This window comes from Arthrobacter sp. 10L424 (assembly GCF_056395325.1).
Genome location: NZ_JBFTJH010000008.1, coordinates 62,206 through 88,444, shown reverse-complemented (window position 1 = coordinate 88,444; position 26,239 = coordinate 62,206). Strand labels below are relative to the sequence as shown.

The 26,239-nt window shown below is 65.5% G+C and carries 25 protein-coding genes; 1 reads left to right on the top strand and 24 read right to left on the bottom strand.

Going from position 1 to position 26,239, the window contains the following annotated elements; translation table 11 throughout:
• Positions 1 to 3: 3 nt before the first annotated feature.
• The 24 genes from AC1DC5_RS14310 to argS form a co-directional block, all read right to left on the bottom strand.
• Positions 4 to 435: a DUF2550 domain-containing protein gene (locus AC1DC5_RS14310; RefSeq protein ID WP_441404660.1), complete on the bottom strand. Its 432-nt coding sequence runs from the start codon at positions 433 to 435 to the stop codon at positions 4 to 6.
• 10 nt (positions 436 to 445) lie between these two features.
• Positions 446 to 730 carry a F0F1 ATP synthase subunit epsilon gene (locus tag AC1DC5_RS14305; RefSeq protein WP_104172348.1) on the bottom strand — a complete coding sequence of 95 codons (285 nt, stop codon included), beginning with the start codon at positions 728 to 730 and terminating at the stop codon, positions 446 to 448.
• 1 nt (position 731) lies between these two features.
• Positions 732 to 2,186, bottom strand: coding sequence for a F0F1 ATP synthase subunit beta (gene atpD / locus AC1DC5_RS14300; RefSeq protein WP_056426125.1), 1,455 nt, complete (start codon positions 2,184 to 2,186; stop codon positions 732 to 734).
• 80 nt (positions 2,187 to 2,266) lie between these two features.
• On the bottom strand, positions 2,267 to 3,160 hold the full coding sequence (locus tag AC1DC5_RS14295) for a F0F1 ATP synthase subunit gamma (RefSeq protein ID WP_441404659.1): 894 nt from the start codon (positions 3,158 to 3,160) through the stop codon (positions 2,267 to 2,269).
• Between the two features lie 76 nt (positions 3,161 to 3,236).
• A complete protein-coding gene (gene atpA, locus AC1DC5_RS14290; protein ID WP_441404710.1) occupies positions 3,237 to 4,874 on the bottom strand; it encodes a F0F1 ATP synthase subunit alpha in 1,638 nt (545 codons plus the stop codon).
• Between the two features lie 87 nt (positions 4,875 to 4,961).
• A complete protein-coding gene (locus AC1DC5_RS14285) occupies positions 4,962 to 5,786 on the bottom strand; it encodes a F0F1 ATP synthase subunit delta (protein WP_441404658.1) in 825 nt (274 codons plus the stop codon).
• Positions 5,786 to 6,334, bottom strand: coding sequence for a F0F1 ATP synthase subunit B (locus AC1DC5_RS14280; RefSeq protein WP_476865591.1), 549 nt, complete (start codon positions 6,332 to 6,334; stop codon positions 5,786 to 5,788). The genes AC1DC5_RS14285 and AC1DC5_RS14280 overlap by 1 nt, the downstream gene beginning before the upstream one ends.
• Positions 6,335 to 6,382: 48 nt before the next feature.
• On the bottom strand, positions 6,383 to 6,601 hold the full coding sequence (gene atpE, locus AC1DC5_RS14275; protein WP_003804776.1) for an ATP synthase F0 subunit C: 219 nt from the start codon (positions 6,599 to 6,601) through the stop codon (positions 6,383 to 6,385).
• A gap of 79 nt (positions 6,602 to 6,680) precedes the next feature.
• Positions 6,681 to 7,481 (bottom strand): F0F1 ATP synthase subunit A, encoded by an 801-nt coding sequence (atpB, locus tag AC1DC5_RS14270; RefSeq protein WP_476865590.1) that lies wholly within the window; start codon positions 7,479 to 7,481, stop codon positions 6,681 to 6,683.
• 91 nt (positions 7,482 to 7,572) lie between these two features.
• Positions 7,573 to 7,902 carry a hypothetical protein gene (locus AC1DC5_RS14265; RefSeq protein ID WP_476865589.1) on the bottom strand — a complete coding sequence of 110 codons (330 nt, stop codon included), beginning with the start codon at positions 7,900 to 7,902 and terminating at the stop codon, positions 7,573 to 7,575.
• Positions 7,895 to 8,380 carry a hypothetical protein gene (locus AC1DC5_RS14260; RefSeq protein WP_476865588.1) on the bottom strand — a complete coding sequence of 162 codons (486 nt, stop codon included), beginning with the start codon at positions 8,378 to 8,380 and terminating at the stop codon, positions 7,895 to 7,897. Before AC1DC5_RS14260 ends, AC1DC5_RS14265 begins: the two co-directional genes overlap by 8 nt.
• 121 nt (positions 8,381 to 8,501) lie before the next feature.
• A complete protein-coding gene (locus AC1DC5_RS14255) occupies positions 8,502 to 9,527 on the bottom strand; it encodes an MraY family glycosyltransferase (protein ID WP_441404653.1) in 1,026 nt (341 codons plus the stop codon).
• Positions 9,524 to 11,398: a polysaccharide biosynthesis protein gene (locus AC1DC5_RS14250; RefSeq protein ID WP_476865587.1), complete on the bottom strand. Its 1,875-nt coding sequence runs from the start codon at positions 11,396 to 11,398 to the stop codon at positions 9,524 to 9,526. The genes AC1DC5_RS14255 and AC1DC5_RS14250 overlap by 4 nt, the downstream gene beginning before the upstream one ends.
• 174 nt (positions 11,399 to 11,572) lie before the next feature.
• Positions 11,573 to 12,529, bottom strand: a complete 957-nt coding sequence (locus AC1DC5_RS14245; RefSeq protein ID WP_476865586.1) for a glycosyltransferase — start codon at positions 12,527 to 12,529, stop codon at positions 11,573 to 11,575.
• Between the two features lies 1 nt (position 12,530).
• On the bottom strand, positions 12,531 to 13,445 hold the full coding sequence (locus tag AC1DC5_RS14240; RefSeq protein ID WP_476865585.1) for a glycosyltransferase: 915 nt from the start codon (positions 13,443 to 13,445) through the stop codon (positions 12,531 to 12,533).
• 1 nt (position 13,446) lies between these two features.
• Positions 13,447 to 14,217: an L-threonylcarbamoyladenylate synthase gene (locus AC1DC5_RS14235; RefSeq protein WP_476865584.1), complete on the bottom strand. Its 771-nt coding sequence runs from the start codon at positions 14,215 to 14,217 to the stop codon at positions 13,447 to 13,449.
• 42 nt (positions 14,218 to 14,259) lie between these two features.
• Positions 14,260 to 15,144, bottom strand: a complete 885-nt coding sequence (gene prmC / locus AC1DC5_RS14230) for a peptide chain release factor N(5)-glutamine methyltransferase (protein ID WP_476865583.1) — start codon at positions 15,142 to 15,144, stop codon at positions 14,260 to 14,262.
• Positions 15,145 to 15,159: 15 nt separating this feature from the next.
• On the bottom strand, positions 15,160 to 16,233 hold the full coding sequence (prfA, locus tag AC1DC5_RS14225; RefSeq protein WP_224046965.1) for a peptide chain release factor 1: 1,074 nt from the start codon (positions 16,231 to 16,233) through the stop codon (positions 15,160 to 15,162).
• Between the two features lie 190 nt (positions 16,234 to 16,423).
• Positions 16,424 to 18,604 (bottom strand): transcription termination factor Rho, encoded by a 2,181-nt coding sequence (rho, locus tag AC1DC5_RS14220; protein WP_476865582.1) that lies wholly within the window; start codon positions 18,602 to 18,604, stop codon positions 16,424 to 16,426.
• Positions 18,605 to 18,930: 326 nt separating this feature from the next.
• Complete coding sequence (gene thrB, locus AC1DC5_RS14215; RefSeq protein ID WP_476865581.1) at positions 18,931 to 19,917, bottom strand: homoserine kinase; 987 nt, start codon at positions 19,915 to 19,917, stop codon at positions 18,931 to 18,933.
• A gap of 2 nt (positions 19,918 to 19,919) precedes the next feature.
• On the bottom strand, positions 19,920 to 21,026 hold the full coding sequence (gene thrC, locus AC1DC5_RS14210; RefSeq protein WP_441404645.1) for a threonine synthase: 1,107 nt from the start codon (positions 21,024 to 21,026) through the stop codon (positions 19,920 to 19,922).
• Positions 21,027 to 22,361, bottom strand: a complete 1,335-nt coding sequence (locus AC1DC5_RS14205) for a homoserine dehydrogenase (protein WP_476865580.1) — start codon at positions 22,359 to 22,361, stop codon at positions 21,027 to 21,029. It abuts the gene before it with no gap.
• Complete coding sequence (gene lysA / locus AC1DC5_RS14200) at positions 22,362 to 23,849, bottom strand: diaminopimelate decarboxylase (protein ID WP_476865579.1); 1,488 nt, start codon at positions 23,847 to 23,849, stop codon at positions 22,362 to 22,364.
• 5 nt (positions 23,850 to 23,854) lie between these two features.
• Positions 23,855 to 25,519 (bottom strand): arginine--tRNA ligase, encoded by a 1,665-nt coding sequence (gene argS / locus AC1DC5_RS14195; RefSeq protein ID WP_476865578.1) that lies wholly within the window; start codon positions 25,517 to 25,519, stop codon positions 23,855 to 23,857.
• Between the two features lie 245 nt (positions 25,520 to 25,764).
• On the opposite strand from argS, the gene AC1DC5_RS14190 reads away from it, so the two are divergent.
• Positions 25,765 to 26,202, top strand: coding sequence for an FMN-binding protein (locus AC1DC5_RS14190; protein WP_441404641.1), 438 nt, complete (start codon positions 25,765 to 25,767; stop codon positions 26,200 to 26,202).
• Positions 26,203 to 26,239: the final 37 nt, after the last annotated feature.

The window sequence follows — 26,239 nt, the reverse complement described above, 5'->3', positions numbered from 1 at the left end:
CGGCTAGCGCCAGGTGCCGACGCCGACGACCGGCCCGGCTTCAAGCCAGGAAGACAGCCCGGTGTAGGCGTCGAACCGCATCGCGAGCAGGACGTCCTGCCCTTCATAGCGGAGTTCAACGATCACGGCATCGGGCTGGACCTTGACCAGCTCGGATTCGGTGGGCTTGCGCCTGCCGATCAGCTCCAGCGAGCTCCGGCGGAAAGTGTGCTTTGGCCGCATGCTCAGCGAGGCAAGGCGGAACCACTCAAGGTCGTTGTCCTGATAACGACAAACCCCCATCTGCCAGCTGTTTCCAGCCGTGCAAATGGAGGCGTCCACCGTGCCCAGGGCGCGCCGCAGATTGAAGCGGCGCACCCCGGAAAGGCACAGTGCAAGTACCAGCAACGCAAAGATCGTTGCCAGGACGATGAACGGAAAAACAGTATCGTTCATCAAGGTCGTGCTAGCGGATCCCCGCAGTAGCCGCGTCGCCCATTTGGGCGTTGTCAGCAACAATGACGACCCGGTTGTTGTCGACGGAGAAGAATCCTCCGTCGACCACTACAGCAATGCGGTCACCGGAAACCGGCTCGATGGCCAGCTCACCTTCGGCCAGAATCGCCAGCAGGGGCGAGTGGCCGGGCAGGATTCCGATTTCACCATCGCTGGTGCGGGCCTTGACCATCTTGGCCGCTCCGGACCACACAAAGTGGTCTGCTGCGACAATCTCAACCTCAAGCTCAGCCATATTACTTGGTCTGTTCCTGGATCTTGGCCCACTGGCGCTCGACGTCATCCAGGCCGCCGACGTTGAAGAACGCCTGCTCTGCGATGTGGTCCAGCTCGCCGTCGCAGATCGCGGTGAAGCCTTCCACGGTGTCCTTGATAGACACGGTGGAGCCTTCGACGCCGGTGAACTGCTTGGCGGTGTAGGTGTTCTGCGAGAGGAACTGCTGGATGCGGCGTGCACGCGACACGACGATCTTGTCCTCTTCAGACAGTTCGTCAACGCCGAGGATGGCGATGATGTCCTGGAGTTCCTTGTTCTTCTGCAGGATCTGCTTTACGCGGACGGCCGTGTTGTAGTGGTCGTTGCCGATGTACTGCGGATCCAGGATGCGGGAGGTCGACGTCAGCGGGTCAACGGCCGGGTACAGACCACGGGAAGCGATTTCACGGGAAAGTTCCGTGGTCGCGTCGAGGTGTGCGAAGGTCGTGGCCGGAGCCGGGTCGGTGTAGTCATCTGCGGGGACGTAGATGGCCTGCATCGAGGTGATCGAGTGGCCCTTGGTGGACGTGATGCGCTCCTGGAGGAGACCCATCTCGTCAGCCAGGTTGGGCTGGTAGCCCACGGCGGACGGCATGCGGCCGAGGAGGGTGGAAACCTCGGAGCCTGCCTGCGTGAAGCGGAAGATGTTGTCGATGAAGAGCAGCACGTCCTGGTTCTGCACATCGCGGAAGTATTCCGCCATGGTCAGCGCGGACAGGGCCACGCGCAGACGCGTTCCCGGCGGCTCATCCATCTGGCCGAAGACAAGGGCGGTGTCCTTGAGGACGCCTGCCTCTTCCATTTCAACCCAGAGGTCGTTGCCTTCACGGGTACGCTCGCCGACACCGGCGAACACCGAGGTGCCGCCGAAGTTGCGGGCAACACGGGTGATCATTTCCTGGATCAGAACGGTCTTGCCGACGCCGGCACCACCGAACAGACCGATCTTGCCACCCTTGATGTACGGGGTGAGAAGGTCAATGACCTTGATGCCGGTTTCCATCATCTCGGTGGAACCCTCGAGCGTCGCGAAGGCGGGAGCCTTGCGGTGGATGGGCCAGCGCTCGGTGATCTCGAGTTCCGACTCAGCCACGTCAAGCGGCTGTCCGAGGACGTTGAAGATGTGTCCCTTGACGACGTCGCCGACGGGGACGGAGATGGGGGCGCCCGAGTCCACTACAGCGGTGCCGCGGACGAGTCCGTCGGTTGCCTGCAGGGAGATGGCGCGAATGACGTTGTCGCCGAGGTGCAGAGCAACCTCGAAGGTGATCGTCTTGGTCTCACCGTTGAGAGTAATCTCGGTGGTGAGTGCGTTGTAAATCGAGGGGATTGCGTCAGCCGGGAATTCGACGTCGACAACCGGGCCAATAACACGTGCAATACGGCCGGTAGCACCGGTCGTCGCGGCTACGTGTTCGGTAGCTGTGGCAGTCATCTCTCTCACTTCACTCAGTAGATGGCGTTGGGGTTAAGTTTACTTTGGTGCAGGTACAGCTGGTTCCGAATTCGGGGAGGTTATGACGCGTTCAACGCGTCGGCACCGGCCACGATTTCGGAGAGCTCCTGCGTAATTTCAGCCTGGCGGGCGGTGTTGCGCAGACGCGTGAACTTCTTGATGAGCTCCGTGGCGTTGTCGCCGGCGGACTTCATTGCCCGCTGGCGGGCAGCGAGCTCCGAAGCTGCTGCCTGCAGCATCGCGGCGAAGATACGTGATTCGATGTAGCGCGGCAGCAGAGCATCGAGAACCTGCTCCGTTTCCGGCTCGAATTCGTAGAGCGGCAGGAGGTCCGATTCGGACGATGCCTGCTCTTCGACAACCTCAAGCGGGAGAAGACGGACAACCGTCGGCTCCTGCGTGACCATTGACTTGAAGCGGGTGTAGACGACATGAATCTCGTCGACGCCGCCCTCTGCGTAATCGGTCGCAAAGTCAGCCAGCAATGCCTCGCCGATTTCCTGTGCGGTGGCAAACTCCGGTGCGTCCGTGCCGCCGGTCCAAACGCGCTCGTAAGGACGGTTCCGGAAGTCGAAGTATGCCTGCGCCTTGCGGCCGACCAGGTACATCTTGACTTCTTTGCCTTCCTCGACGAGCAGCTCGTTGAGGCCTTCGGCCTGCTTGAGCACGCTCGCGGAGTACGATCCTGCGAGGCCACGGTCCGAGGTGATTACCAGGACGGCGGCCCGGCGGATCTGCTCCGGCTCGGTGGTCAGCGGGTGGTCGATTTCGCTCTGGCTTGCGACAGCAGAAACGGCACGCGTGATGGCGTTTGCGTAAGGCAGTGAAGCTGCTACGCGTGCCCGGGCCTTGCCGATGCGCGAGGTAGCGATCAGTTCCATCGCCTTGAAGATCTTGCGCATCGACGTCGTCGAGCTGATCTTCTGGCGGTAGACCCGGATCTGGGCTCCCATACTTATCCTTTCCTAAGATCCCGGTGGCCGGGACTGCCGGAACCCGCGAAGGTCCCGGCAGTCCCTGCCAGCGAAACTAGCGCTTCTGCTTGACGATTTTTTCCTGGTCGACCTGTGCCTCGTCGATGGCGGCGTGCTCTTCATGGCCCGCACCCACCAGGAGGCTGTCTCCCTCGCCGAAGAAGCCCTTCTTGAAGTCCACGATCGCGGTCTTCAGTGCTTCTGCAGTGTCATCGCTCATGACGTTGGTCTGGGCCAGCGTCGTCAGGATGGAGGACTTGTGCTTGAGGTGCTCCAGGAACTCGGTCTCGAACCGGTTGATGTCCTCAACCGGAACGTCGTCCAGGTGTCCGTTGGTGCCGGCCCAGATGGAGACGACCTGGTCCTCGACCGGGAACGGCGAGTACTGGCCCTGCTTGAGCAGTTCCATCAGGCGTGCACCACGGGTCAGCTGCTGGCGCGATGCGGCGTCGAGGTCCGACGCGAACATTGCGAACGCCTGCATGTCGCGGTACTGGGCCAGTTCCAGCTTCAAGGTACCGGAGACCTTCTTCATGGACTTGACCTGGGCGGAGCCACCCACGCGGGAAACGGAGACACCCACGTCGACGGCCGGACGCTGGTTGGCGTTGAAGAGGTCCGACTGCAGGAAGATCTGGCCATCAGTGATGGAGATCACGTTGGTCGGGATGTACGCGGAGACGTCGTTTGCCTTGGTCTCGATGAGCGGCAGGCCGGTCATCGAACCTGCACCGAGCTCGTCGGAGAGCTTGGCACAACGCTCCAGGAGGCGGGAGTGCAAGTAGAAAACGTCGCCCGGGTAGGCTTCGCGTCCCGGCGGGCGGCGGAGCAGCAGCGATACTGCACGGTAGGCCTCGGCCTGCTTGGAGAGGTCATCAAACACGATGAGGACGTGCTTGCCGCCGTACATCCAGTGCTGGCCGATTGCCGAACCGGCGTACGGTGCCAGGTACTTGAAGCCTGCGGGGTCGGACGCGGGGGAAGCCACGATGGTCGTGTACTCCAGTGCGCCGTTGTCCTCGAGGGTCTGGCGGACAGCCGCGATCGTGGATGCCTTCTGGCCGATGGCCACGTAGATGCAGCGCACCTGCTTGTTGACATCGCCGGAAGCCCAGTTGGCCTTCTGGTTGATGATCGTGTCGATCGCGATTGCCGACTTGCCGGTCTGGCGGTCACCGATGATCAGCTGACGCTGGCCGCGGCCGATCGGAATCATGGCGTCGATAGCCTTGAGGCCGGTCTGCATCGGCTCGTGGACCGACTTGCGCTGGGTCACGCCGGGCGCCTGGAGTTCCAGTGCACGGGTGGTCTCGGCCTTGATCTCGCCGAGGTCGTCGATGGGCTCGCCCAGCGGGTCGACTACGCGGCCGAGGAAGGCGTCGCCCACCGGTACGGACAGAACCTGTCCGGTGCGGTGAACTTCCTGGCCTTCTTCGATGCCAGTGAAGTCACCGAGGATGATGACGCCGATCTCGCGCACGTCGAGGTTCTGGGCCAGGCCCAGGGTGCCGTCTTCGAAGCGAAGCAGCTCGTTCGCCATGACCGAGGGAAGGCCCTCAACACGGGCGATGCCGTCACCTGCGGTTGTTACACGGCCGACCTCTACGCGCTCTGCGTTTCCGGGTTCGTAGGACGCCGCGAACTCGTTCAACGCATTACGGACGTCGTCGGCGTTGATGGTCAATTCGGCCATCTGCAGTCCCTGCTCTCCTGTTTTCGTGATCATCGTTGCTCACGATGACCGGGGTTTCGTTTCGTTAAGTTGTGCTTGTCCGGCTGGCTAGGCAAGCTGACGGTGAAGCTGGCCCAGGCGGGCGAGGACCGAAGCGTCTACCACTTCGTCACCGACCTGGATCCGGATGCCACCGATAAGTGCCGGGTCAACGTTCATGTTGATCTTGAGCTCGCGACCGTAGAGGGCGTTGAGCCCCGCCTGCAGGCGGCTGGTCTGTGTCTCCGTCAGCGGACGGGTGACACTGACCGTTGCAATCCAGCGCTGCTGGCGCTTGGCTGCCAGCTCGGCGAAACGACGGACAAGCTTGGTCACCTTGAGCCCGCGCGGCTGCGAAACTGCCTGTCCGATAAGGACTTTCGCTTCTTCGCTGGCACTGGGCACGAGCTTTTCGGCGAGGGCAACCTTGGCAGCCGGGCTGGCCTGCGGTTCGGACACAGCACGCTGTACCTCGTGGTTGGACTCCACAGCCTGGTTGAAGGAGAACAGATCGTTCTCCAGCGCTTCCAGCCCGGTGATTCCTGAGGCAGAGACGGCAGACTTGTTTTCAGCAACGGCGATGACCACCGAAGCGGCAAGAGTCTCGAGTGCATCGCCGATGTCCCGGGCGGATGCCCAGCGTGAGCCGGCCAGTCCGCTCGCAATTTCCACAGCATCCGCGGAGACTTTCCCACTGAAGAGCTGCTTGATAAGCGCCGACTTTTCGTCACCGGAGCGGGACGGGTCAGTCAGGGCGCGGCGCAAGCCAGCCGAGCTGTCCACCGTTCCCAGGATTCCGAAGAGTTCCTTAGCCAACTGCAGCGAGGCAAAAGGAAGCTTGGCTTCCAGCGCCACCAGGGCTGCGGTCAGCGATTCGCTCGATACACCTGCCATTACTTAGCTGCACCTGCGTTCTGGTTCTCCAGATCTGCCAGGAAACGGTCAACCACACGGGCCGAACGCGCGTCGTCCTCGAGGGACTCACCGACGATGCGGCCTGCCAGCGTGGTGGCAAGCGTGCCCACCTCCGTGCGGAGCGACACAACGGCCGCCTGACGCTCGGACTGGATCGCAGCGTGGGCCTGTGCCGTGATGCGGGCAGACTCTACAGCTGCCTTCTCCTTCAGGTCCGCAAGGATCTGAGCGCCTTCGGCGCGGGCTTCCTCGCGGATGCGGTTGGCCTCGGCACGGGCATCGGTGAGCTGCTGCTTGTACTCCTCGAGTGCAGCGGAAGCCTCTGCCTGTGCCTTTTCAGCCTTGGCGATGCCGCCTTCAATGGCCTCCGCCCGCTCGGCGAAGGTCTTCTCGAACATCGGGACAACGTACTTGACCACGATGAACATGAGAACAGCGAAGCCGGCGAAGACGACAAGCATTTCCCAGGGATTGGGAACCAGAGGGTTAGTGCCCTCTGTGGCGGCTGAGATGATCGTTTGATGCATATTTCACCCGTCCTTATCTACTCGGTTCTGGATGTTCGGTTGTTCTGTTTACTTGAGAACGAACGCGAAGACCAGGCCGAGGATGGCGAGGGCTTCAGTCAGCGCAAGGCCGAGGAATGCGATCGGCTGCAGGACGCGCTGGGCTTCCGGCTGACGTGCCACACCGTTGATGTAGGCGGCGAACACGAGACCCACACCGATACCACCACCGATGGCGGAGAGGCCGTAGCCGATGAGGTTGAGGGAGCCGTTGATGGAGCCTTCCATTTTTCTTCCTTTCAAGATGCCACCTATGTGGCAGGTTGTTTGGGTTGCTTCATCCCCGTGAGGGGAAGTTTGTGGGAGCCTAGTGGCTATCGGCGTTTAGGGCGCCTTCGATATAGATCGCGGTCAGCAGCGTGAAGACGTAGGCCTGCAGCACCATGATCAGCGCCTCGAGCATGTACATCGCGATGGCGCCGCCAAGGACGAGTACGGACGCGCCCTTCATGAGGACGCTTTCCTGCATCACGAGGAACTCGATGCCGGAACCGGCGATCATGACGATGAGGTGGCCGGCCAGCATCGTGGCGAACAGACGGAGGCTGTGCGTGACCGGGCGGACCAGGAAGTTGGAGATGATCTCGATCGGGATAACGATCGGGAGGATGTACCAGGGAACGCCGGAAGGAACCGTAGCGAGCTTGAAGTACTTCAGGCCGTTCTTCCTGACGCCGATGGCGATCCAGGTGACGTACACGATCCCCGCGAGCACGTAGGCACCGCCGACGTGCGAGAAGGTCGGAAGCTGGATCAGCGGGATGGCACCGTAGATGTTGTTCACCAGGATGAAGAAGAAGAGGGTGAACAACAGCGGGACGTACTTCATGAAGTCCCGGCCGCCGATGATGTCCTTGGCGATGCCGTTGCGGACGAAGCTATAAGCGGCCTCGCCTGCGAACTGCAGCTTGCCGGGGACCAGCTGCTGCTTCCGCGCAGCTAGCAGAAAGAATGTAGAGATAATAACGACCGAAAGGATTACCAGCAGCATCTGCTTGGAGAATCCATCGGCCGCCCCCCACGGCAGAATTGCCGGCAGGTGGATTTCTTCAATTCCAGGAGGCGTAAAAGTTCCTGAATCTTGGGCCGGGAGCGCAAGCGCGATCAACGCGTTTCCTCTCTGCAGTGTCCATCATTGGGCGTTGGTAGGGAAAAGGCGGCGTAGCTGCCGGCCTGTCCCCCTGTGAAATTATTTGGCATTACTGATCCTCGTCCTTGGACGGGCCACGTGCAGCATTGTCCCCGCCAACGGAATTATCCGGGCTGGTGAGGCCGTGCATATGAGAAAGATAGAACCCTCCCGCGGCTCCCAGCAGGGCGCCTGCGAGCACAATCCAGCGGGTTCCCCACAGATTATCCAGACCCCACCCTATCAAACTCCAGACGAGGATTCCGCCAACAATGTAGCTGAAGACGGCGATGCCGGCGTTGTATCCGCCGTCGCGTCCGTTGTCGGAAACACCGGGGGCTCCGGAGGTGCTTTGAGGGGTGCGGGGCTTGTTCTTCTGCCGGTCTTTGCGGCTAAACATCGGTGCCGCCTTCAGGGATCTCCGGGTCGTTATAGAGCTGCAGCCGTGACTTGCTGAAACCGTAGATCTCGGCAGCCTGCCACAGGACCACGGTCACGACGGCGCCGGCCAGGAACCAGCCCCCGTTCAGCCACTCGGGGCTGCCGATCGCGAACAGCACCACAGCAAAGCCGACGACCTTGATGAAGTAGGTGGCCGCGAACAGGCCGATGGCACCGGAAGAATGGTTCCGGCCGCCGAAGTGTCCGACCAGGAGGCTGATCGCGAAGAAGGCGATCACCAGCACCCCGCCGAAGAGGGATGACAGCGCGGCAGCTGTGCCGTCGAGCAGCAGTGCCGTCAGGCTGGTGAGCAGCAGGGCGCCGCCGCCAACGGCCGAACTGATGGCCAGCAGGCGCAGCCACAAGGATTTTGTGGGACCTGAGACACCAACGGGTCCGGCGCCGGGCGTTCGCCCGGGTTCGGCGTTGGAGGTCATGTGATCCCAATCGTCGAGGTGTTGGTTGCTGGTCAGACGTCGCGGCGTGAACCCGCCCCTGAATTCTACACGAGATAGAACACGCCGTTGTCCGGTTCGTCATCTGGCGCCGTTGCGGTGTCTAGGACGCCGGCACCCGGGTGACCTTCTTCCGCCGCCGGAGGCGCCGGATGAGGTCCGGGGAGGCAAGGTAGAGCGCCAGTACGGCCAGGCTTCCGGCCACGCAGAGCACCACCGCGGGCAGCGGTGCCGTGGCCGCGATGAACCCAAGGACGATCACTGCGGCCGTGCATACCGAGACAGTGCCGGCCGACTGCAGGTGCGAGAAGCCGACGTCGGTCAGCCGCTGGTACACGTGCTCGCGGTGGGACGCGTACCACCGTTCGCCGGCGTTGATCCTGCGCAGCAGGGTGTACCCGGTGTCGGCCAGGTACACCAGGATCGGGGACAGGACATATTCCACGTACACGCCGCTCAGGAACCCTGCCACCGCCAGGGCCGCAACCGAGGCGCCGAGCAGGTAGCTGCCGACGTCGCCCAGGAATACGGAGCCCCGGGAGAGGTTCCACGGCAGGAACCCCAGGAAGGCCATGGCCAGCACGGCGCCGCCGGCGGTCAGCCATGGCTGCCCGGACAACGCTCCGGCCACCGCATACGAGCTGCCCGCGAGGATGCCGTGGAAACTGGAAATCCCGTTAATGCCGTCCATGAAGTTGGCAATGTTGATATAGGCGGCAATGGCCAGCGCGGCCAGCGGCAGCCACCAGAAGGACTGGCCGGTGAGGACCAGCAGGGCCGTGGACCCGGCAGCACCGATCCCCAGCTGCGCGGCGGCGCGGCCACGGATGGAGAGACCCCGGAGGTCTTCGATCCAGCCCACTCCCGCGCTCGCGACGATGATCGCCAGGACCACAAGGAAGACCGACCGGTCCACTGTCACCGCCCCCAGCAGGACGGCGGCCGCATATCCGATGCCGGTGGCCAGGGACACGGCCACCCCCATGCCGCGGATGGTGGTCCGGGCGTGGGACGACCTGGCCGAAGGAACGTCAACGACGCCCATCCTGACCAGCCACGGCTTGACCGCGAACGGAAGCAGGATGCTCGCGAGCAGGGTGATGCCGGCGGCGAGGTAGACGGGCATCATGACGCCGCCCTGATGCTCTCGCCCGGTTCATCCGCCTCGTCGTCAGGGATGGACTCGATGTCCAGGCCCTGCTCCGCCTCACAGCGGGCCAGCCAGACATCAAGGTCCAGCCCGTCCGGGTCCTGCTCGTGGGCCCGGGTGTGCGAAATCTTCGGATGCAGGGGGCGCTCGTCCAACTCGCCCGTCCCCACGAGTTCCTCATGGAGCTTCTCTCCGGGACGGAGCCCGGTGTAGATGATGTCTACCTTCTTGCCGGACATCGCGATCATGCGCTGGGCGACGTCCAGAATCCTGACCGGTTCCCCCATGTCAAGGATCATGACCTCGCCTCCGCGTCCGATCGCGCCGGCCTGGATCACCAACTGGCAGGCCTCCGGGATCGTCATGAAGAAGCGGGTGACCTCGGGGTCCGTCACCGTCACGGGTCCGCCGACGCGGATCTGTTCCGTGAAGAGCGGCAACATCGAGCCGCGGCTTCCCATCACGTTGCCGAACCGGACGGAGACGAATTTGAAGCCGGTCTGGCCCGCCATCCAGGCGGCCAGCTTTTCGGCGACGCGCTTGGAGTGTCCCAGCGCCGTCGTCGGATTTGCCGCCTTGTCGGTGGAAATATTCACAAAATGTGAAACGCCGGTGCGTTCGGCGGCGCGCAGCACGTTCAGGGTGCCCAGGACGTTGGTCTTCCAGGCCTCGACCGGATACTGCTGCAGCAGCGGTGCGTGCTTGAGGGCGGCAGCGTGGAACACTACCTCCGGGCGGCGGTCCTGGAAAATCTCCTGGAGGGCGGCCCCGTCGCGGATGCTGGCCAGGACAGTGTCACGCCCGGCGAGCAGTCCCCGCCCGGTGATGGAAATCTGAGTTTGCTGCAGCCCGGTTTCGTCATGGTCAAGCATGATCAGTTCCGCCGGAGCAAACTGGACGATCTGCCGGCACAGCTCGGAGCCGATGGAGCCGCCGGCACCGGTGACCAGGACGCGCTTGTCCTTGATATAGCCGGCAATCTCGTCGACCTTGATGTCCACCGGCCGCCGCCCGATCAGGTCCTCGACCGCCACGTCGCGGAAATCGGAGAAACCTTCGGGCGCCCCCCGGCCAAGCATGTCGCGCAGCGGGGGAAGGACCAGCACCCTGACATTCAGTCCGGCTACGGCGTCGGAAATCCGCCGGACCACGGCCGCCTCCACGTTGGCGAAGGCCAGCACCAGCACGGAGGCGCGGGTGCGGCGGATGAGGGCCGGCAGGTCATCGCCGCGGCCCAGGACCTGGACGCCGGAGAGCCGCAGGTGCTTCTTGGTGGGGTCGTCGTCGATCAGCCCTACCGGGAAATACGGCGAATCGGCATCCTGCAGCATGCGCGTCAGCAGGGAGTTGCCGAGGAAGCCCGCACCATAAATCAGGGTGTTCTGCGCGCCCTCGCCGGGGCGGTTCTTGCCCTCGACGTAGAGCCTCTTGGCGTAGCGGGCTGCTCCCATGAAGAGGCAGGCGAACGGGAACGCGATGAGACCGACGCTGCGGCCGATCCCGATGGTTTCATAGAGCACCAGCAGGCTCAGCGTGATGGAGGCGGCCACAATCACGGTGACGAAGACGAGGGCCTTGGCCTCCTGGAAACTGCCGAAGGGGTACCTGCCGCGGTACAGTGCCAGCGCGTACCCGGCCGCGGCCTGCACAACGATAGCGATGGCCATGATGATGATGGCGCTGACCAGCTGTTCTTCGCGGATGCCCATCTCGTAGCGCAGCAGCAGGGCCAGGATGATCGCCACAACCCACGACATCGAGTCGAGGAAAAGCTGGATCCAGATCCAGAGCGGGGGCTTCTTCTCGTCCCGTGCTGCGGCGGGTTCGCGCGCTTCAGATTTCGTAGTCAACAGAGATTGCAACCGACTTCCACTACCACGGCGGCCATGCGCCTGTTTCAAAAATTACCCGCCGTGCAACTGTCGGACAGCACCCGGGTCTCCCACGATACTAATCGCTATCGGGATGGAAACCGGGCTCCGTGCCGGTCACGAGGGGCTGGTCCAGCCTGATCCGTGCCGGAGTCAGCCCTGATCCGGGGCCGTCCCGGAGGCCACCGGCGGCATCGGCTGCCAGCTGCGGTCGGCAAGGATGCCGCGCGATTCGCGCCATCCCTGCCACAGGGCACCGGCCCCCTTGATGCGGCGTTCAACCAGCACCAGGCGCACGAGTTCCTTCAGGTAGGTCAGTGCCGTCCCGGCACCGAATCCGAGCCGGTGGTACTTGCCGTGCGCGCGCAGGTACTGCGCCACGTGGCCCCGGTTCCGCATCACATAGCGGCGGCTCAGGTCGGAAGAATCGTTGAGGTGGCGCACCCCCAGGTCCACCTGGCGCTGTGCCCGGACCTTCTTGATGACAAAGGCGTTCACGTAGACCACCGGCGTCTGCTGTGCGGCCAGCCAGCCGTAGATCAGGTCATCCCAGGTGATAAAGAACCGCGGGTCCGGCAGCCCGATGGTCCGGGCCACCGACGCCTGGATCAGCATGCCCTCGAAATTTCCGACGTTGGTGGGGAAAACCTGGGACGTACGGAACACATCGCCGCGGACGGGCAGGAAGACGCCCAGCGCCTCAACAAAATGGTGCTGCCAGAAGAACGGCTTGCCAGCGGCGTCGTAGCGCCGACCGATCATGCAGGAGTACTCCGGCGTGAACTCATCGAGCGCCTCAACGGCCCCCGGGAGCACCTCGACGTCGTCGTCCATGAGCCACAGCCACTCTGCGCCGGCGCCGAGGGCAAGGTCAACGCCGCGGGAGAACCCGCCGGAGCCGCCCACATTCGCGGGCAGACGTTCGTACTGGATGGGCAGCCCGCCGGCGGTCATGGCGCGGGAGACGACGTCGGCGGTGTGGTCAGTGCTGGCGTTGTCCACCACCACGATCCGGTCCGGCCGGGTGGTCAGGCGGCTGAAGGAATCGAGCAGATTCTGCAGGAAGTCGGCACGGTTGTACGTGACGACGACGGCAAACAGGTTCTTCACATCAGGCCTGGCGGTTGGTGGACATAAGCCGGGCGGGTGAGCCGAAGCCCTTTCCGCGGAAACCGGTGGAATAGGCCCCGAACCAGTGCGCCAGGCCTTTGAGGTCCCCGTTCTTCAGGAAGTAGTAGGGGAAACCGACGATGTCCGCGCCAAACCAGCGCAGGTTCCGGTATTTGCGGGTGAGGTAGCCGCGGTTGCGGAAGTAGCAGTATCGCTTGAACTCCCCCTCGGGGATGACCGGGGTGATGAAACCGCCAAAGACGGGCTTCATCTCGGTCCACGTGGCGGGGTGCTGCACCGCGACAGTGGCAAGTGTGCCGTACTTCAGGCCGGCCTTCTTCACGCGCGACAGGAAATCGACTTCATCGCCGCGGATGAAGAACTTCACGTCGGGGATTCCGATCTTGTAGAAGACCTCGGTGCGGATCAGGGCGCCGTTGAAGAAGTGCACCATGTCCGGGAGGTAGCCCATCGGCGCCAGCCGGGAGCGGTCGTTGGTCAGCAGCCCGTTGATGCGGAAGTTGAACGAGAGCCGGTTGGGGTCGGCGGTGGCGGCGACGAGCGGGCTCACGATGTCGAGCTGGTGCTCCTCCGCGGTCTTGAGCAGTTCGGCGAGGCAGCTTGCATCCTCGGGGTGGCCGTCGTCGTCCATCATCCAGATCCAGTCCGCGCCGCTGGCCATGGCGGCCAGGATCGCGTAGGCGAATCCCCCGGCGCCGCCGAGGTTGGCTTCGGAGCGCAGGTAGTTGATGTTGTCCCCGCCGGCGCTGACGACCTCCGTCGCCGGAACGGTGCCCGAGTCCACGAGTGCGATCGAATGGATGGGGGCGGTCTGTTCGGCAAGGCCTTTGAGGAGGAGGGTGAGTTCCTCATGGCGGTCAAAGGTTACTGCCGCGACGGCGACTTTGGGCTGCATGTCAGTTCCTCGGGGAATCGTCGACGGCGGTTGCGCCAGCTTCGGGGGTTGCACCGGCTTCGTCGGTTGCACTGGCTTCGGGGGTTGCGGGGGTCTCGACGGCGGCAGGCTCCTCGCCGACGCCCAGCACGCCAGGGACAACTTCACGGAGCCGTTCCAGGCTGATGGCGCCCTGGCGGACCACCCGCAGCGGCACGGCGGTGCCGTCGACGATGGTGGACGGCAGCGCGTCGGCGCCCTCGGCCGGGCGGTGCCCGCCTTCGAGGTAGACCTCCACCGACTCGGCGAGCTGGGCTTCGGCGTCGGCCGCGGTCTGTGCCGCCGGCTGGCCCGTGCGGTTCGCCGAAGAGACTGCCAGCGGTCCGGTCAGCGTGAGCAGGTCCTGAGCGACGTCGTCGGCCGGGATCCGCAGGGCGACGGTGCCCTTGGTTTCGCCGAGGTCCCAGTCGAGGGACGGCTGGGCATGCAGGATCAGGGTCAGTCCGCCGGGCCAGAACGCCTCGGCCAGGCGACGGGCCTCGGCCGGGACCTCGGTGGCGAGGCCGTCCAGGGCATTGAGCCGCGGAATGAGGACGGGCGGCGGCATCTTGCGGCTGCGGCCTTTCGACGCGAGCAACAAGGTCACGGCGAGGGGGGAGAACGCATCGGCGGCGATCCCGTACACGGTGTCCGTCGGGAGGACCACACACTTGTGCTCCCTGATGGCCCGCTGCGCATGTTCGAGTCCTGCAGCGCGTTCCTCGGCTGCCGTGCAATCGTAGCTAGTCGTCACTGGCCTATTCTTTCATCACGTCGGGTAGTGCCCGGGCCACCGTCAGGCAGCCGGGCCGGCGAGGACGGCGCTGGTGGCCCGGTCCTTGCCGTTGAGGTCGCGGTGGGTGGTTACCCCGGTCCACAGCCCGGACCGCTCCACCATGGCGGCGATCCATTCGGCCTGGACTTCGGCATGCTCCATAACGAAGTAGCCCCCGGGGACCAGCAGCCGGGCCGCCGAGGCCGCCGCCGCCGTCGGAAGTTCCATGCCGTCCGCTCCCCCGCCGTACAGCGCCTCGGGCGGATCGTGCAGCGCTACTTCGGGTTCGTTGGGGATGGCTTCGGCGGGGATGTAGGGAGGATTGGAGACGACGACGTCGAAGGTTCCGTTGTGCGCGGGCAAGGCATCGCGCAGGTCACCGCGGATGAGGTGGACGCCGAGGGGCAGAAGGTTTTTGGCCGCCCAGGCGTGCGCCAACTCGCTGAATTCGACGGCGTGGACCTCCGCGCCGGGGACTTCGTGGGCGATCGAACCGGCGATGGCCCCGGAGCCCGTGCCAAGGTCCACAACTTTGGGATGCGACGTGCCCTGCAGCCGGCCCGTGTCTTTGAGCCAGTCCAGCACGAGCTGCACCACGGATTCCGTTTCCGGCCGCGGAATGAAGACCCCCGGTCCCACTGCGAGTTCGAGGTAGCGGAAATGCGCGACGCCGGTGATGTGCTGCAGCGGAATACGCCGGGCCCGCTCCGCGACGAGCTCCCCATAGCCTTCCGGTGCCGGCGTGTCCCCCAGCAGCATCGCGCGCAGTCTGCCGAGCCCGACGCCAAGCAGGTGCTCGGCCAGGAGTTCGGCGTCGACCCGGGGGCTCGGGACGCCGGCGGCGGTCAGGGCGACGGTGGCCTCGCGGACCGCGTCCGCGAGGCTCAGTCCGTTGCCTTCTGTCATCAAGACGGGGCCGGACTAGTCGCCGATGGCGTCGAGGCGGGCCTGTTCGTCCATCTCGATGGCCGACTGGATGACCGGTTCCAGGTCGCCGTTCATGACCTGGTCCAGGTTGTACGCCTTGTAGCCCGTGCGGTGGTCAGCGATCCGGTTTTCCGGGTAGTTGTAGGTGCGGATGCGCTCGGAGCGGTCCATGGTGCGGATCTGCGACTTGCGTTGGGCCGAGTTTTCGGCGTCGATCTGCTCCTGCTGGTGCGCCAGGATGCGGGCGCGGAGGACGCGCATGCCGGCTTCGCGGTTCTGCAGCTGCGACTTCTCGTTCTGCATGGCCACCACGATGCCGGTCGGAAGGTGGGTGATCCGGACGGCGGAGTCGGTGGTGTTGACGGACTGGCCGCCGGGGCCGGAGGAACGGTAGACGTCGATCTTCAAGTCGTTCTGGTTGATCTCGAGCTCTTCGGGCTCGTCGACTTCCGGAAGCACCAGCACGCCGGCAGCCGACGTGTGGATGCGGCCCTGGGATTCCGTCACGGGAACGCGCTGCACACGGTGCACGCCGCCCTCGAACTTGAGCCGGGCGTAGACGCCCTCGGCGGGATCGTTGGAGCTGCCCTTGATCGCCACCTGGACGTCCTTGTAGCCGCCGAGGTCCGACTCGTTGGCGGAGATCATTTCGGTCTTCCAGCCGCGGGATTCCGCGTACCGGGTGTACATCCGCAGCAGGTCGGCCGCGAACAGGGCGGCCTCGTCGCCGCCTTCACCGCCCTTGACCTCGAGGATCACGTTGCGGGCATCGTCCGGATCCCGCGGGATCAGCAGCCGGCGCAGCTTCGCCGCAGCCGTCTCCAGCGATTCCTCGAGCTCCGGCACCTCCGCGGCAAACTCCGGGTCCTCGTCCGCCATTTCCTTGGCAGCCGCCAGGTCATCCTGGATGCCGTGCCAGGCGTGGTACGCCTCGACAATGCCGTTCAGCTGGGCAGAACGCCGCCCCAGCTTCCGGGCAAGCTTCTGGTCAGCATAAACAGCAGGATCCCCCAGCTGCGCCTGGATAGCATCATGCTCATCCAACAGGCCCTGTACGGACTCAAACATTTTCAAACCTCTTTCGACTCTCTCAAGTCTAGTTACTGCAACGCGGGGTCACTTACCGCCCAATGCAACGGCCCTGATGGGCGATAGGTGACCTCGCGTTGCTTTGAAGCGGAGGAACCGGTTAACGCAACAACCGCCCGGGAAATTGGCGGCCCGGGAAGGGCCGCCAATTTTCGGGCGGTTAGCTCAGCTACTTGTCGTTATCGGACTTCGCACCAAGCGTCGTCTTCTGCACCTGCATGAGGAACTCGACGTTGCTCTGGGTCTCCCGGATCTTGTTGGTCAGCAGCTCAAGGCTCTGCTGCGTCTCGAGACCGGAGAGGACGCGGCGCAGCTTCCACATGATCTTGACTTCCTCGGGGGAAAGCAGGTTCTCTTCGCGGCGGGTACCGGACGCGTTGACGTCCACGGCCGGGAAGATGCGCTTGTCCGCGAGCTGGCGGGACAGGCGCAGTTCCATGTTGCCGGTGCCCTTGAACTCTTCGAAGATGACCTCGTCCATCTTGGAACCGGTCTCAACGAGCGCGGTGGCGAGGATGGTGAGCGAGCCGCCGTTTTCGATGTTGCGGGCTGCACCGAAGAAGCGCTTCGGCGGGTACAGCGCGGCGGAGTCGACGCCACCGGACAGGATGCGGCCGGAAGCCGGTGCTGCCAGGTTGTAGGCACGGCCCAGGCGGGTCATGGAGTCGAGGAGCACCACAACGTCCATGCCCATTTCCACGAGGCGCTTGGCGCGTTCGATGGAGAGCTCGGCCACGGTGGTGTGGTCGTCGGCGGGACGGTCGAAGGTAGAGGCAATAACCTCGCCCTTGACGGTGCGCTGCATGTCCGTGACTTCTTCGGGACGTTCGTCAACGAGCACCATCATGAGGTGGACCTCAGGATTGTTGGTGGTGATGGCGTTGGCGATGGACTGCAGGATGAGCGTCTTGCCGGCCTTCGGCGGCGAAACGATCAGGCCACGCTGGCCCTTGCCGATCGGGGCAACCAGGTCGATGACGCGGGGGCCGATCTTCTTCGGGTCCGTCTCGAGGCGCAGGCGCTCGGAGGGGTACAGCGGGACGAGCTTCGCGAATTCGACGCGGTCCTTGAGTTCCTCGGGCGTCTTGCCGTTGACCGAGGTGACGCGGACCAGGGCATTGAACTTCTGGCGGGCGGACTGCTGCTGGCTGCGGTCTTCGCCTTCACGCGGGGCGCGGATGGCACCGACGACGGCGTCGCCCTTGCGCAGGTTGTACTTCTTGACCTGGGCGAGGGACACGTAGACGTCGTTCGGACCGGGCAGGTAGCCGGAGGTGCGGATGAACGCGTAGTTCTCCAGCACGTCCAGGATGCCTGCGACGGGCAGCAGGACGTCATCCTCGGTGACCTCGACGTCGTCGACGTCCGGCCCCTGGGCGCGTCCCCGGCGGCGGTCGTTGCGGTCACGGAAGCGGTCGTTGCGTGAGGTGTTGTCGCGGCTGTCCTGCCCGCCGGAGCGGTCGGGACGGTCATTGCGGTCGCGCCGGTTGCGGCGGTTCCGGCGGCTGCCGCCGTCGCTGTCGTCATTGTCGCGGTTGCCCGCATTGTCGCGGGCGTTGTCGCGGTTGCCCGCATTGTCGCGGGTGTTATCGCGGCTGCCGGCAGCCTCGTCGCGGGCGCCGCGGGTGCGGGTGTTCTCACGGCGCTGGCCGTCATCGCTGCCCTGTTCAGCCTGGCGCTGCTCGGTGCGCTGGTCAGCCTGGCGCTGCTCGGCCGGGGCCTCGACAGCCGGTGCGGAGCCCTGGGCCGCGCCTTGGGCAGTGCCCTGACCTCCGGTCGGCTCGGCGGCTTCGCCGCGGCGGCGGTTGCGGGTGCGGGGCTGGCGGGTGCGGTCGCTGCCTTCGGTAGCGGAGGCGGCAGAACCTGCACCGGCAGCGCCGGTGTCAACAGAACCGGTCTCGGCGGCAGCCGCGGGGGCTTCCGTTGCGGGAGCAGCGGCGGGTGCTTCGGCGGCGGGAGTCGTGATGACACCGTCGCTGCCGGCGCGGCGGCTGCGGCCACGTCCACGGGCCCGCGGGTTTTCCTGGGCCGGGGCCTCGGAATCGGCGGCGGCAGGTGCAACAGCCGGAGCCGCGGACTGGGAGACGGTGCCGTTGTCGGTCGCCTTTTCAGCAGCGCGGGCCGGAGCCTTGCTCACGGGAGTGCCGGCGCGGTGGGCGGAAATGGCGGTCACAAGATCGCCCTTCCGCATCCGGGAACCGCCGGAGATCCCCAGCTGGCTGGCAAGAGCCTGGAGCTGGGCGAGCTTGAGGCCGGCGAGGCCGCTGCTCTTGGCGGGTGCTGCCGTTGACGATCCGGCAGCAGAAGATGATGTTTCCACAGCTGAAGACAGCTCAGTGGTTTCGGTCACGAAGGATCCTTCCCCCTCGACGGCGTCCAGGCTAGGAGCTGGACGCGATGATTTTGATCCGGGCTGCAGTTCAGATCTGCAGCCGCGATTTTCGGCCCTGCCGGATGGATATTGGCCAGCACGGCCGGATACTGCATTCACCTGGCGCGTTCCGAAAATGAGGAACGGCGGGCTGACTTTTCAGGGAGGCAGAGATAGTTTCTGCGGATTCCTGCGTCAGACCGAAAGCAGGTGGCACCGGAAAATATTGCGCAGTGAAAGATGAGAGAGGCAACTAGGCCAACATCGCGGTCTTGTGAACGGTATTTTACATACCGCCTGCGTGATTACCGCCGGTGCACTTCCACTTTAGCACCTTCAACGTCCACAGCCAGCTTCATCACACGCCAGCCCACCTCCGGCGTGTTGCCGGACGTGAAGGAGTCGATAAACCCGACGGCGGCCTCCGCCTGGGCCTCCCCGTTGGCAAGGACCAGCACGGTGGGACCGGCCCCGGAGACGACGGCGGCGAAGCCTGCGCGCCGCAGGGCAGCGATCAGGTCGGCGCTGGGCCGCATGGCCGCGGCGCGGTAGCTCTGGTGCAGGTAGTCCTCGGTGCCGGCCAGCAGGAATTCCGGCTTCTGCGTCAGCGCGTGGATCAGCAGGGCCGCACGCCCCGAATTCATGGCCGCGGCGTGGTGGCCAACCGAGGCGGGCAGGAGGGCCCGCGCCGCTTCGGTGGACAGTTCAAAGTCCGGCACGGCTACCACCGGGATGACCGTGGCGGCCACGGCCGCGCAGGTGCTGCTGTACTGGTCACTGTCCTGCCATGACAGCGCCAGTCCGCCGAAAATCGCGGGTGCGACGTTGTCCGGGTGGCCTTCCATCTCACTGGTGAGCTGGAGGACCCAGTCCTTGTCCCGGCGGAACGGCTCCGGAACCAGGGCGTTGGCAGCGGTCACGGCCGCGACCACGGCACAGGCGGAGGAGCCAAGGCCCCGGCCGTGGGGATTGATGTTGTCGGCGGTGATCCTCAAGCCCTCGTGCCGGAAGCCGAGGCGGTGCAGGGCCTCGGTGATGGCCCTGACCACCAGGTGGCTGGCGTCGCGGGGCAGGGATTCCGCGCCTTCCCCGCTGAGTTCGAACTCCAGCTCGCCGCTGTCCAGGGTTTCCACCGTCAGGGTGTCGAACAGCGTCAGCGCCAGGCCGAGACTGTCATACCCGGGTCCGAGGTTCGCGCTCGTGGCCGGCACGCGGACCGTCACAAGCTGCCCGGCCGGAACCGCCGGGGTGTCGGCGGCGGACTCGGCCGGGATGGTGAGGGTGGTTTCCACGGCTACTTTTCTTCCAGGCCCAGGGCTGTGGCCACGGTGACCACGTCGTTCGAGACCTTGACCGGCTGCACTTCACTGCCGTCCTCGGTGCGGAGCGCCCACTGCGGATCCTTGAGGCCATGGCCCGTGACCGTGATGACGATTGTCTTGCCCGCCGGCACTTCGCCGGCGGCGTGCTTCTTGATCAGCCCGGCGACGCCGGCAGCGGAGCCCGGCTCGACGAAGACGCCTTCACGGGCGGACAGCCAGCGGTGGGCGGACAGGATTTCCTCGTCGGTCACGGCCTCGATTACGCCGCCGGACTCGTCGCGCGCGGCGACGGCGGTCTCCCAGGACGCGGGGTTTCCGATCCGGATGGCGGTCGCGATCGTATCGGGTTCCGTGATCGGGTGGCCGGCGACGAACGGTGCCGCACCCGCGGCCTGGAAGCCCCACATGACGGGGGTCTTGGTTGAGACTGCGGCGAGCGTGCCGGCGGTCACGGATTCGAAGGGCGCACAGTATTCCTTGTAGCCCTTCCAGTACGCGGTGATGTTTCCCGCGTTGCCGACCGGGAGCACGTGGAAGTCCGGGGCGTCACCGAGCGAGTCGACCACTTCGAACGCGCCGGTCTTTTGGCCCTCGATCCGGGCGGGGTTGACCGAGTTGACCAGGAACACCGGGTAGGACTCACCCAACTTGCGGGCGATGTCGAGGCAGTCGTCGAAGTTGCCGTCGACCTGCAGCAGGGTTGCACCGTGCGCGATCGCCTGGCTGAGCTTGCCCATGGAGATCTTGCCTTCGGGCACCAGCACCACGCACTTGAGCCCGGCGGCGGTGGCGTACGCGGCGGCGGACGCGGAGGTGTTGCCCGTGGAGGCGCACACCACGGCCTTGGCGCCGGCGGCGACGGCGGCCGTCATGGCCATAGTCATGCCGCGGTCCTTGAAGGAGCCGGTCGGGTTCATCCCCTCGACCTTGAGGTAGACATCGCTGCCGGTGAGCGCGGAGAGCTGCTGCGCGTGGACGAGCGGGGTGCCGCCCTCCCCCAGGGTGATGACCGTCGTCTCCTCGGTGACAGGCAGACGATCAGCGTATTCGCGGATGACGCCGCGCCATTGGTGAGCCACTTAGACTCCTTCTACCCGCAGTACGGATGTAACGGAATTGATGACGTCCAGGCCCTTGACGGCCTCGACGGTGGCTGCCAGTGCAGCCTCGCTTGCGCGGTGGGTCACGATCCGGAGTTCCGCTGATTCGATGTTGGAATCAGCATCGCGGTGGATGGTCTGCCGCATGATTTCAATGGAGACCCCGTGCTCGGCGAAGAGACGGGCGATTTTTGCCAGCACACCGGGCTGATCCGCGACGTCGAGGCCGATGTAGTAGCTGGTAACCGCGGAGGCAATGGGCAGCGCCAGGACCTGGCCAGTCGTCGTCTCAGCGCGGCCGGGGCCGCCGAGGACGATGCTGCGGGCAGCGGAGATGAGGTCGCCCATCACGGCGGAGGCGGTGGGCTTGCCGCCGGCACCCTGGCCGTAGAACATCAGCTCGCCGGCGTTTTCGGCCTCGACGAAGACGGCGTTGAAGGCGCCGTGGACTGCAGCCAGCGGGTGCTCCCGCGGCAGCAGCGTCGGGTGCACCCGCACGGAGACGCCGGTGTTGCCGTCGGCTGTTTCCGTGCCTGCGGCCGCCCCCAGCTTCTCGGCGATTGCCAGCAGCTTGATGACAAACCCGGCGTCCTTCGCCGCCGCGATGTCGGCGGCGCTGACGGAGCTGATGCCCTCGCAGTACACATCGTCCAGGGAGAAGCGGGTGTGGAAGGACAGCGAGGCAAGGATCGCGGCCTTGGACGCGGCGTCGTGGCCCTCGACGTCGGCCGTAGGGTCGGCCTCCGCGTAGCCCAGGCGCTGCGCCTCAGCCAGGGCGTCGGCGAACTGGGCCCCGGTGGAATCCATCTGGTCCAGGATGAAGTTGGTGGTGCCGTTGACGATGCCGAGCACCCGGGTGATCCGGTCGCCGGAGAGGCTGTCCCGGATGGGCCGCAGGATGGGGATCGCGCCGGCCACGGCGGCTTCGTAGGACAGCTGCACGCCGGCCTTGTCCGCTTCCTCGTGGAGGGTGGGACCGTCCTTGGCAACGAGCGCCTTGTTGCCGGTGACCACGCACGCACCGTTCCGCATGGCGGCCAGGATCAGGCTGCGGGCGGGCTCGATGCCGCCCATCAGCTCGATCACCAGGTCGGCGTCCTTGACGAGGGTCTCGGCGTCGGTGGTGAACAGCTCCCGCGGCAGCTCGACCTCGCGGGGGGCGTCGATGTTGCGGACGGCGATGCCGGCCAGCTCCAGGCGGGCGCCGGCCCGCGACGCCAGCATGTCGGCGTCGTCGAGGAGAATCCGCGCAACCTGGGCCCCGACGTTGCCACAGCCCAGCAGGGCTACTTTCAGGGTTCGCAATTCGGTCATTCAGACTCCCATGTCGCGGTTGAGCAGATCTTCTTCGGTTTCCCCGCGGACAATGAGCCGGGCAGATCCGTCGCGCACAGCGACTACGCCCGGCCGGGCCAGATAGTTGTAGTTGCTTGACAGGGCCCAGCAGTAGGCGCCGGTACCCGGTACAGCGAGCAGATCACCGGCTGCCACGTCCTCGGGCAGATATACATCTCTAACAACTATGTCGCCGCTCTCGCAATGTTTGCCCACTACGCGGGACAACTCCGGGGCCGCGTCCGACGTCCGTGAGGCCAGAATTGCCGAGTAATCCGCGTCGTACAGCACCGGACGCGGGTTGTCGCTCATTCCGCCGTCGACCGACACATAGCGGCGCGGGTGCGTAACGTCGTTCTCCGCTTTTTCGCCCGGGGCGTCGACCCGGACGGTCTTGAGCGTGCCCACTTCATAGAGCGTGAACGTGGTGCTGCCGACGATCGCACGGCCAGGTTCGATCGAAATCCGCGGGGCGGAGATCCCCAGCTCAGCGCATTTGGAGCGGACGACGGCGGCCATCGCCTGGGCGATTTCGGCAGCCGGGCGCGGGGTGTCCACCGGCGTGTAGGCGATGCCGTAGCCGCCGCCGAGGTCGAGTTCGGGGAGCACGATCGAGTACTTGGCCTGCATCGCGGCGAGGAAGTCCAGCAGTTTCTCCGCGGCGAGGGCGAAGCCGTCCGGTTCGAAGATCTGCGATCCAATGTGGCAGTGCAGGCCAAGCAGTTCGATGCTGGCGTAGCCGGACGCGGCTGCCACGGCTTCCTCCGCCGCGGACAGGCCGGCCTGCTCGGTGGAGTCCCCCGCCATGGAGAGGCCGAACTTCTGGTCCTCGTGGGCCGTGGCGATGAACTCGTGGGTGTGGGCGTGGACCCCCGGGGTCAGCCGCAGCATGACCTTGGCGGTTTCGCCGCGGTTGGCGGCGATCGCCGCGACGCGCTCGAGCTCGGCGAGGCTGTCCACCACTATCCGGCCCAGTTTCAGGTCCAGCGCCCGGTGGATCTCGCCGTCGGACTTGTTGTTGCCGTGCAGCGCGACGTCGGCGCCGGGGATCCCGGCGCGGGCTGCGACGGCGAGTTCCCCGCCGGAGGCCGTGTCCAGCCGCAGGCCCTCTTCCTCGACCCAGCGGACCACTGCGGTGCACAGGAAGGATTTGCCGGCGTAGTAGACGTCCACTCCCCCGCAGATGTCGGCGAAGGCGTCATTGAAGGCGTCGGAGAAGGCGCGTGCCCGGGCGCGGAAGTCGGTCTCGCTCAGGACAAACAGGGGCGTGCCGTACTGGCGCTGGAGCTCGCTGACGGAGATGCCGTCAATGGCGAGTTCGCCGGCGTCGTTACGTTCGACGCCGCCGGCCCACAGCGGCTCGTGCAAGGCATTGAGGTCGGCGGGGACCTGCAGCCACTCCGGTGCGAGCGGGGACGCTGCGCCGGCCGGGTTCAACGGGGCAGGGTTGGACGGGCTCGTGGTCATGGCGGTTACATCCGTTCCGGCGCCGAGACGCCCAGCAGTTCCAGTCCGTTGGCCAGCACCTGGCTCGTGGCGTCGTTGAGCCACAGCCGGGTGCGGTTCAGGTCGGTGATCGGCTCGTCGCCCTGCGGGGCCACGCGGCAGGCGTCGTACCAGCGGTGGTAGGCACCGGCGATGACCTCGAGGTGGCGGGCCACCCGGTGCGGCTCGCGCAGTTCAGCAGCCTTGGCCACAATCGAGGGGTAGCTGCCCAGGTAGGAGAGCAGCTCGTTCTCCGTCGCGTGGTCGAGGAGCGAGGCCTCGAAGCAGTCTTCGCCGTCCACACTGCGCTCCACCCCGGCGGCAACGGCATTGCGGGCGGTGCCGCGGGAACGGGCATGCGCGTACTGGACATAGAAGACGGGGTTCTCGTTGCTGTGCTTCTTCAGCAGCTCCGGGTCCAGGGTCAGGGGCGAATCGGCGGGGAAGCGCGCCAGCGAGTAGCGGACTGCGTCCTTGCCCAGCCAGGAGATGAGGTCCTTGAGCTCGATGATGTTGCCGGCCCGCTTCGAGAGCTTGGCGCCGTTGACGGAAACCAGCTGGCCGATCAGGACCTCGATGTTGACCTCGGGGTCGTCGCCGGCCGCGGCCGCGATTGCCTTGAGCCGGTTGATGTAGCCGTGGTGGTCGGCGCCGAGGAGGTATATCTTCTCGGTGTAGCCGCGGTCCTTCTTGGACAAGTAATAGGCGGCATCGGCGGCGAAGTAGGTCGGCTCGCCGTTCGCGCGGATCATCACGCGGTCCTTGTCGTCACCGAAGTCGGTCGTGCGCAGCCAGACTGCACCGCCGTCGTCGTAAACGTGGCCCTGTTCCCGGAGCCGCGCGACGGCGTCCTCGATCGCTCCGGCGTCGTGGAGTTCCTGCTCGGAGAAGTAGACATCGAATTCGACGCCGAACCCGGCGAGGGTGCTCTTGATGTCGTGCAGCTGCGCCTTGTACGCAGCGCCGCGGATCACCGGCAGGGCGGCGACGTCGGTCAGTTCGCGGATGTCCGGGTGCTGGGTCAGCACCTCATGGCCAAGATCCGCGATGTACTCGCCGGGGTAGCCGCCTTCCGGAACGCCGCGGCCGTGCAGCCGCGAGAGCACGGAGTGGGCGAAGACGTTCATCTGCGATCCGGCGTCGTTGATGTAGTACTCCGCAGTGACGTCCGCGCCGGAAGCCCGGAGGACGCGGGCGATCGCGTCGCCCAGGGCGGCCCAGCGCGTGTGGCCGATGTGCAGCGGGCCGGTGGGGTTCGCGGAAACGAACTCCATGTTGACCGTGTGGCCCGCGAGCGCCGTGTTGGTGCCGTAAGCACGCCCCGCCTCGACGATGGCCTTGGCGAGGGCACCGGCGGCGGCGGCGTCGACGGTGATGTTCAGGAACCCCGGTCCTGCGATGTCGACGGCGGACACACCGTCGATGGTCTTTAGCCGGGCGCTCAGGACGGAGGCGAACTCCCGGGGGTTGGTCCCCGCGGTTTTGGCCAGCTGAAGGGCGATGTTGGTGGCCCAGTCGCCGTGGTCCCGGTTCTTCGGACGCTCAACGCGCACCTCATCCGGGACGTCGGATGCGGAAAGCCCGATTTCGCCGGCGTCGACGGCTTCCTTCAGGCAGGCGGATATGGCGAGGGAGAGTTCTTCTGGGGTCACACTTCCAGCCTACCGGTGGCCCGCAGTGTGGCGGAATTTGGCGCCCGTCATGACAACGGGGCCCGCCTCCGGGCGCGCTGCCTGGGCACCGCCGGAAAAACCACAGCTCACGGCGGCAGGATCACAGGGTGAACCACTACGCTGATTTACACGTCGTTATCGGAGTATCCGCTGCGGGCCATCCTTGGGGGCCACAGCGTTCCTTCACTCCCCACCCGATCGTCGCTAGAGAAATGAGCCGCTGCATGAACACCTCTCTCCGAAAAAGCGTTTTCGTCGGCATCGCCGGACTTTCCCTGGCCGGCTCGGCAGCCGGCTGCGCCCCCGGGCAGGCTTCCACCCCGCCGGCCACCAGCGCCGCACCGTCAGCCGCCGCGGGTGCCGGCACCTACAAGGACGGGACCTACAGCGCGGACGGCAACTACGTCTCGCCGAACGGCAACGAGACCGTGGGTGTGGAACTTACGCTCGCTGGCGGCACCGTGACCGGCGTCAAAATCACGCCGCACCCGACCAACTCCAATACCCGGAAGTTCCAGGGCGAGTTCTCCGGCGGCATCCAGTCCCAGATCGTCGGCAAGAAACTCGACGAGATCAAGGTCTCGAAGGTGGCAGGTTCATCACTGACGAGCGGCGGCTTCAACCAGGCCGTGGACAAGATCAAGTCCGAGGCCGGGGCCTAGCAGCCAGTCATAGCCGGCGATCAGCAAGCAGGAGGGA

What these genes read in the sequence shown, in the direction of transcription:
- AC1DC5_RS14310 (WP_441404660.1), bottom strand. Translation starts at nt 435, where the DNA reads ATGAACGATACTGTTTTTCCGTTCATCGTCCTGGCAACGATCTTTGCG.
- AC1DC5_RS14305 (WP_104172348.1), bottom strand. Translation starts at nt 730, where the DNA reads ATGGCTGAGCTTGAGGTTGAGATTGTCGCAGCAGACCACTTTGTGTGG.
- atpD (WP_056426125.1), bottom strand. Translation starts at nt 2,186, where the DNA reads ATGACTGCCACAGCTACCGAACACGTAGCCGCGACGACCGGTGCTACC.
- AC1DC5_RS14295 (WP_441404659.1), bottom strand. Translation starts at nt 3,160, where the DNA reads ATGGGAGCCCAGATCCGGGTCTACCGCCAGAAGATCAGCTCGACGACG.
- atpA (WP_441404710.1), bottom strand. Translation starts at nt 4,874, where the DNA reads ATGGCCGAATTGACCATCAACGCCGACGACGTCCGTAATGCGTTGAAC.
- AC1DC5_RS14285 (WP_441404658.1), bottom strand. Translation starts at nt 5,786, where the DNA reads ATGGCAGGTGTATCGAGCGAATCGCTGACCGCAGCCCTGGTGGCGCTG.
- AC1DC5_RS14280 (WP_476865591.1), bottom strand. Translation starts at nt 6,334, where the DNA reads ATGCATCAAACGATCATCTCAGCCGCCACAGAGGGCACTAACCCTCTG.
- atpE (WP_003804776.1), bottom strand. Translation starts at nt 6,601, where the DNA reads ATGGAAGGCTCCATCAACGGCTCCCTCAACCTCATCGGCTACGGCCTC.
- AC1DC5_RS14265 (WP_476865589.1), bottom strand. Translation starts at nt 7,902, where the DNA reads ATGTTTAGCCGCAAAGACCGGCAGAAGAACAAGCCCCGCACCCCTCAA.
- AC1DC5_RS14260 (WP_476865588.1), bottom strand. Translation starts at nt 8,380, where the DNA reads ATGACCTCCAACGCCGAACCCGGGCGAACGCCCGGCGCCGGACCCGTT.
- AC1DC5_RS14255 (WP_441404653.1), bottom strand. Translation starts at nt 9,527, where the DNA reads ATGATGCCCGTCTACCTCGCCGCCGGCATCACCCTGCTCGCGAGCATC.
- AC1DC5_RS14240 (WP_476865585.1), bottom strand. Translation starts at nt 13,445, where the DNA reads ATGCAGCCCAAAGTCGCCGTCGCGGCAGTAACCTTTGACCGCCATGAG.
- prmC (WP_476865583.1), bottom strand. Translation starts at nt 15,144, where the DNA reads ATGACAGAAGGCAACGGACTGAGCCTCGCGGACGCGGTCCGCGAGGCC.
- prfA (WP_224046965.1), bottom strand. Translation starts at nt 16,233, where the DNA reads ATGTTTGAGTCCGTACAGGGCCTGTTGGATGAGCATGATGCTATCCAG.
- AC1DC5_RS14205 (WP_476865580.1), bottom strand. Translation starts at nt 22,361, where the DNA reads ATGACCGAATTGCGAACCCTGAAAGTAGCCCTGCTGGGCTGTGGCAAC.
- lysA (WP_476865579.1), bottom strand. Translation starts at nt 23,849, where the DNA reads ATGACCACGAGCCCGTCCAACCCTGCCCCGTTGAACCCGGCCGGCGCA.
- AC1DC5_RS14190 (WP_441404641.1), top strand. Translation starts at nt 25,765, where the DNA reads ATGAACACCTCTCTCCGAAAAAGCGTTTTCGTCGGCATCGCCGGACTT.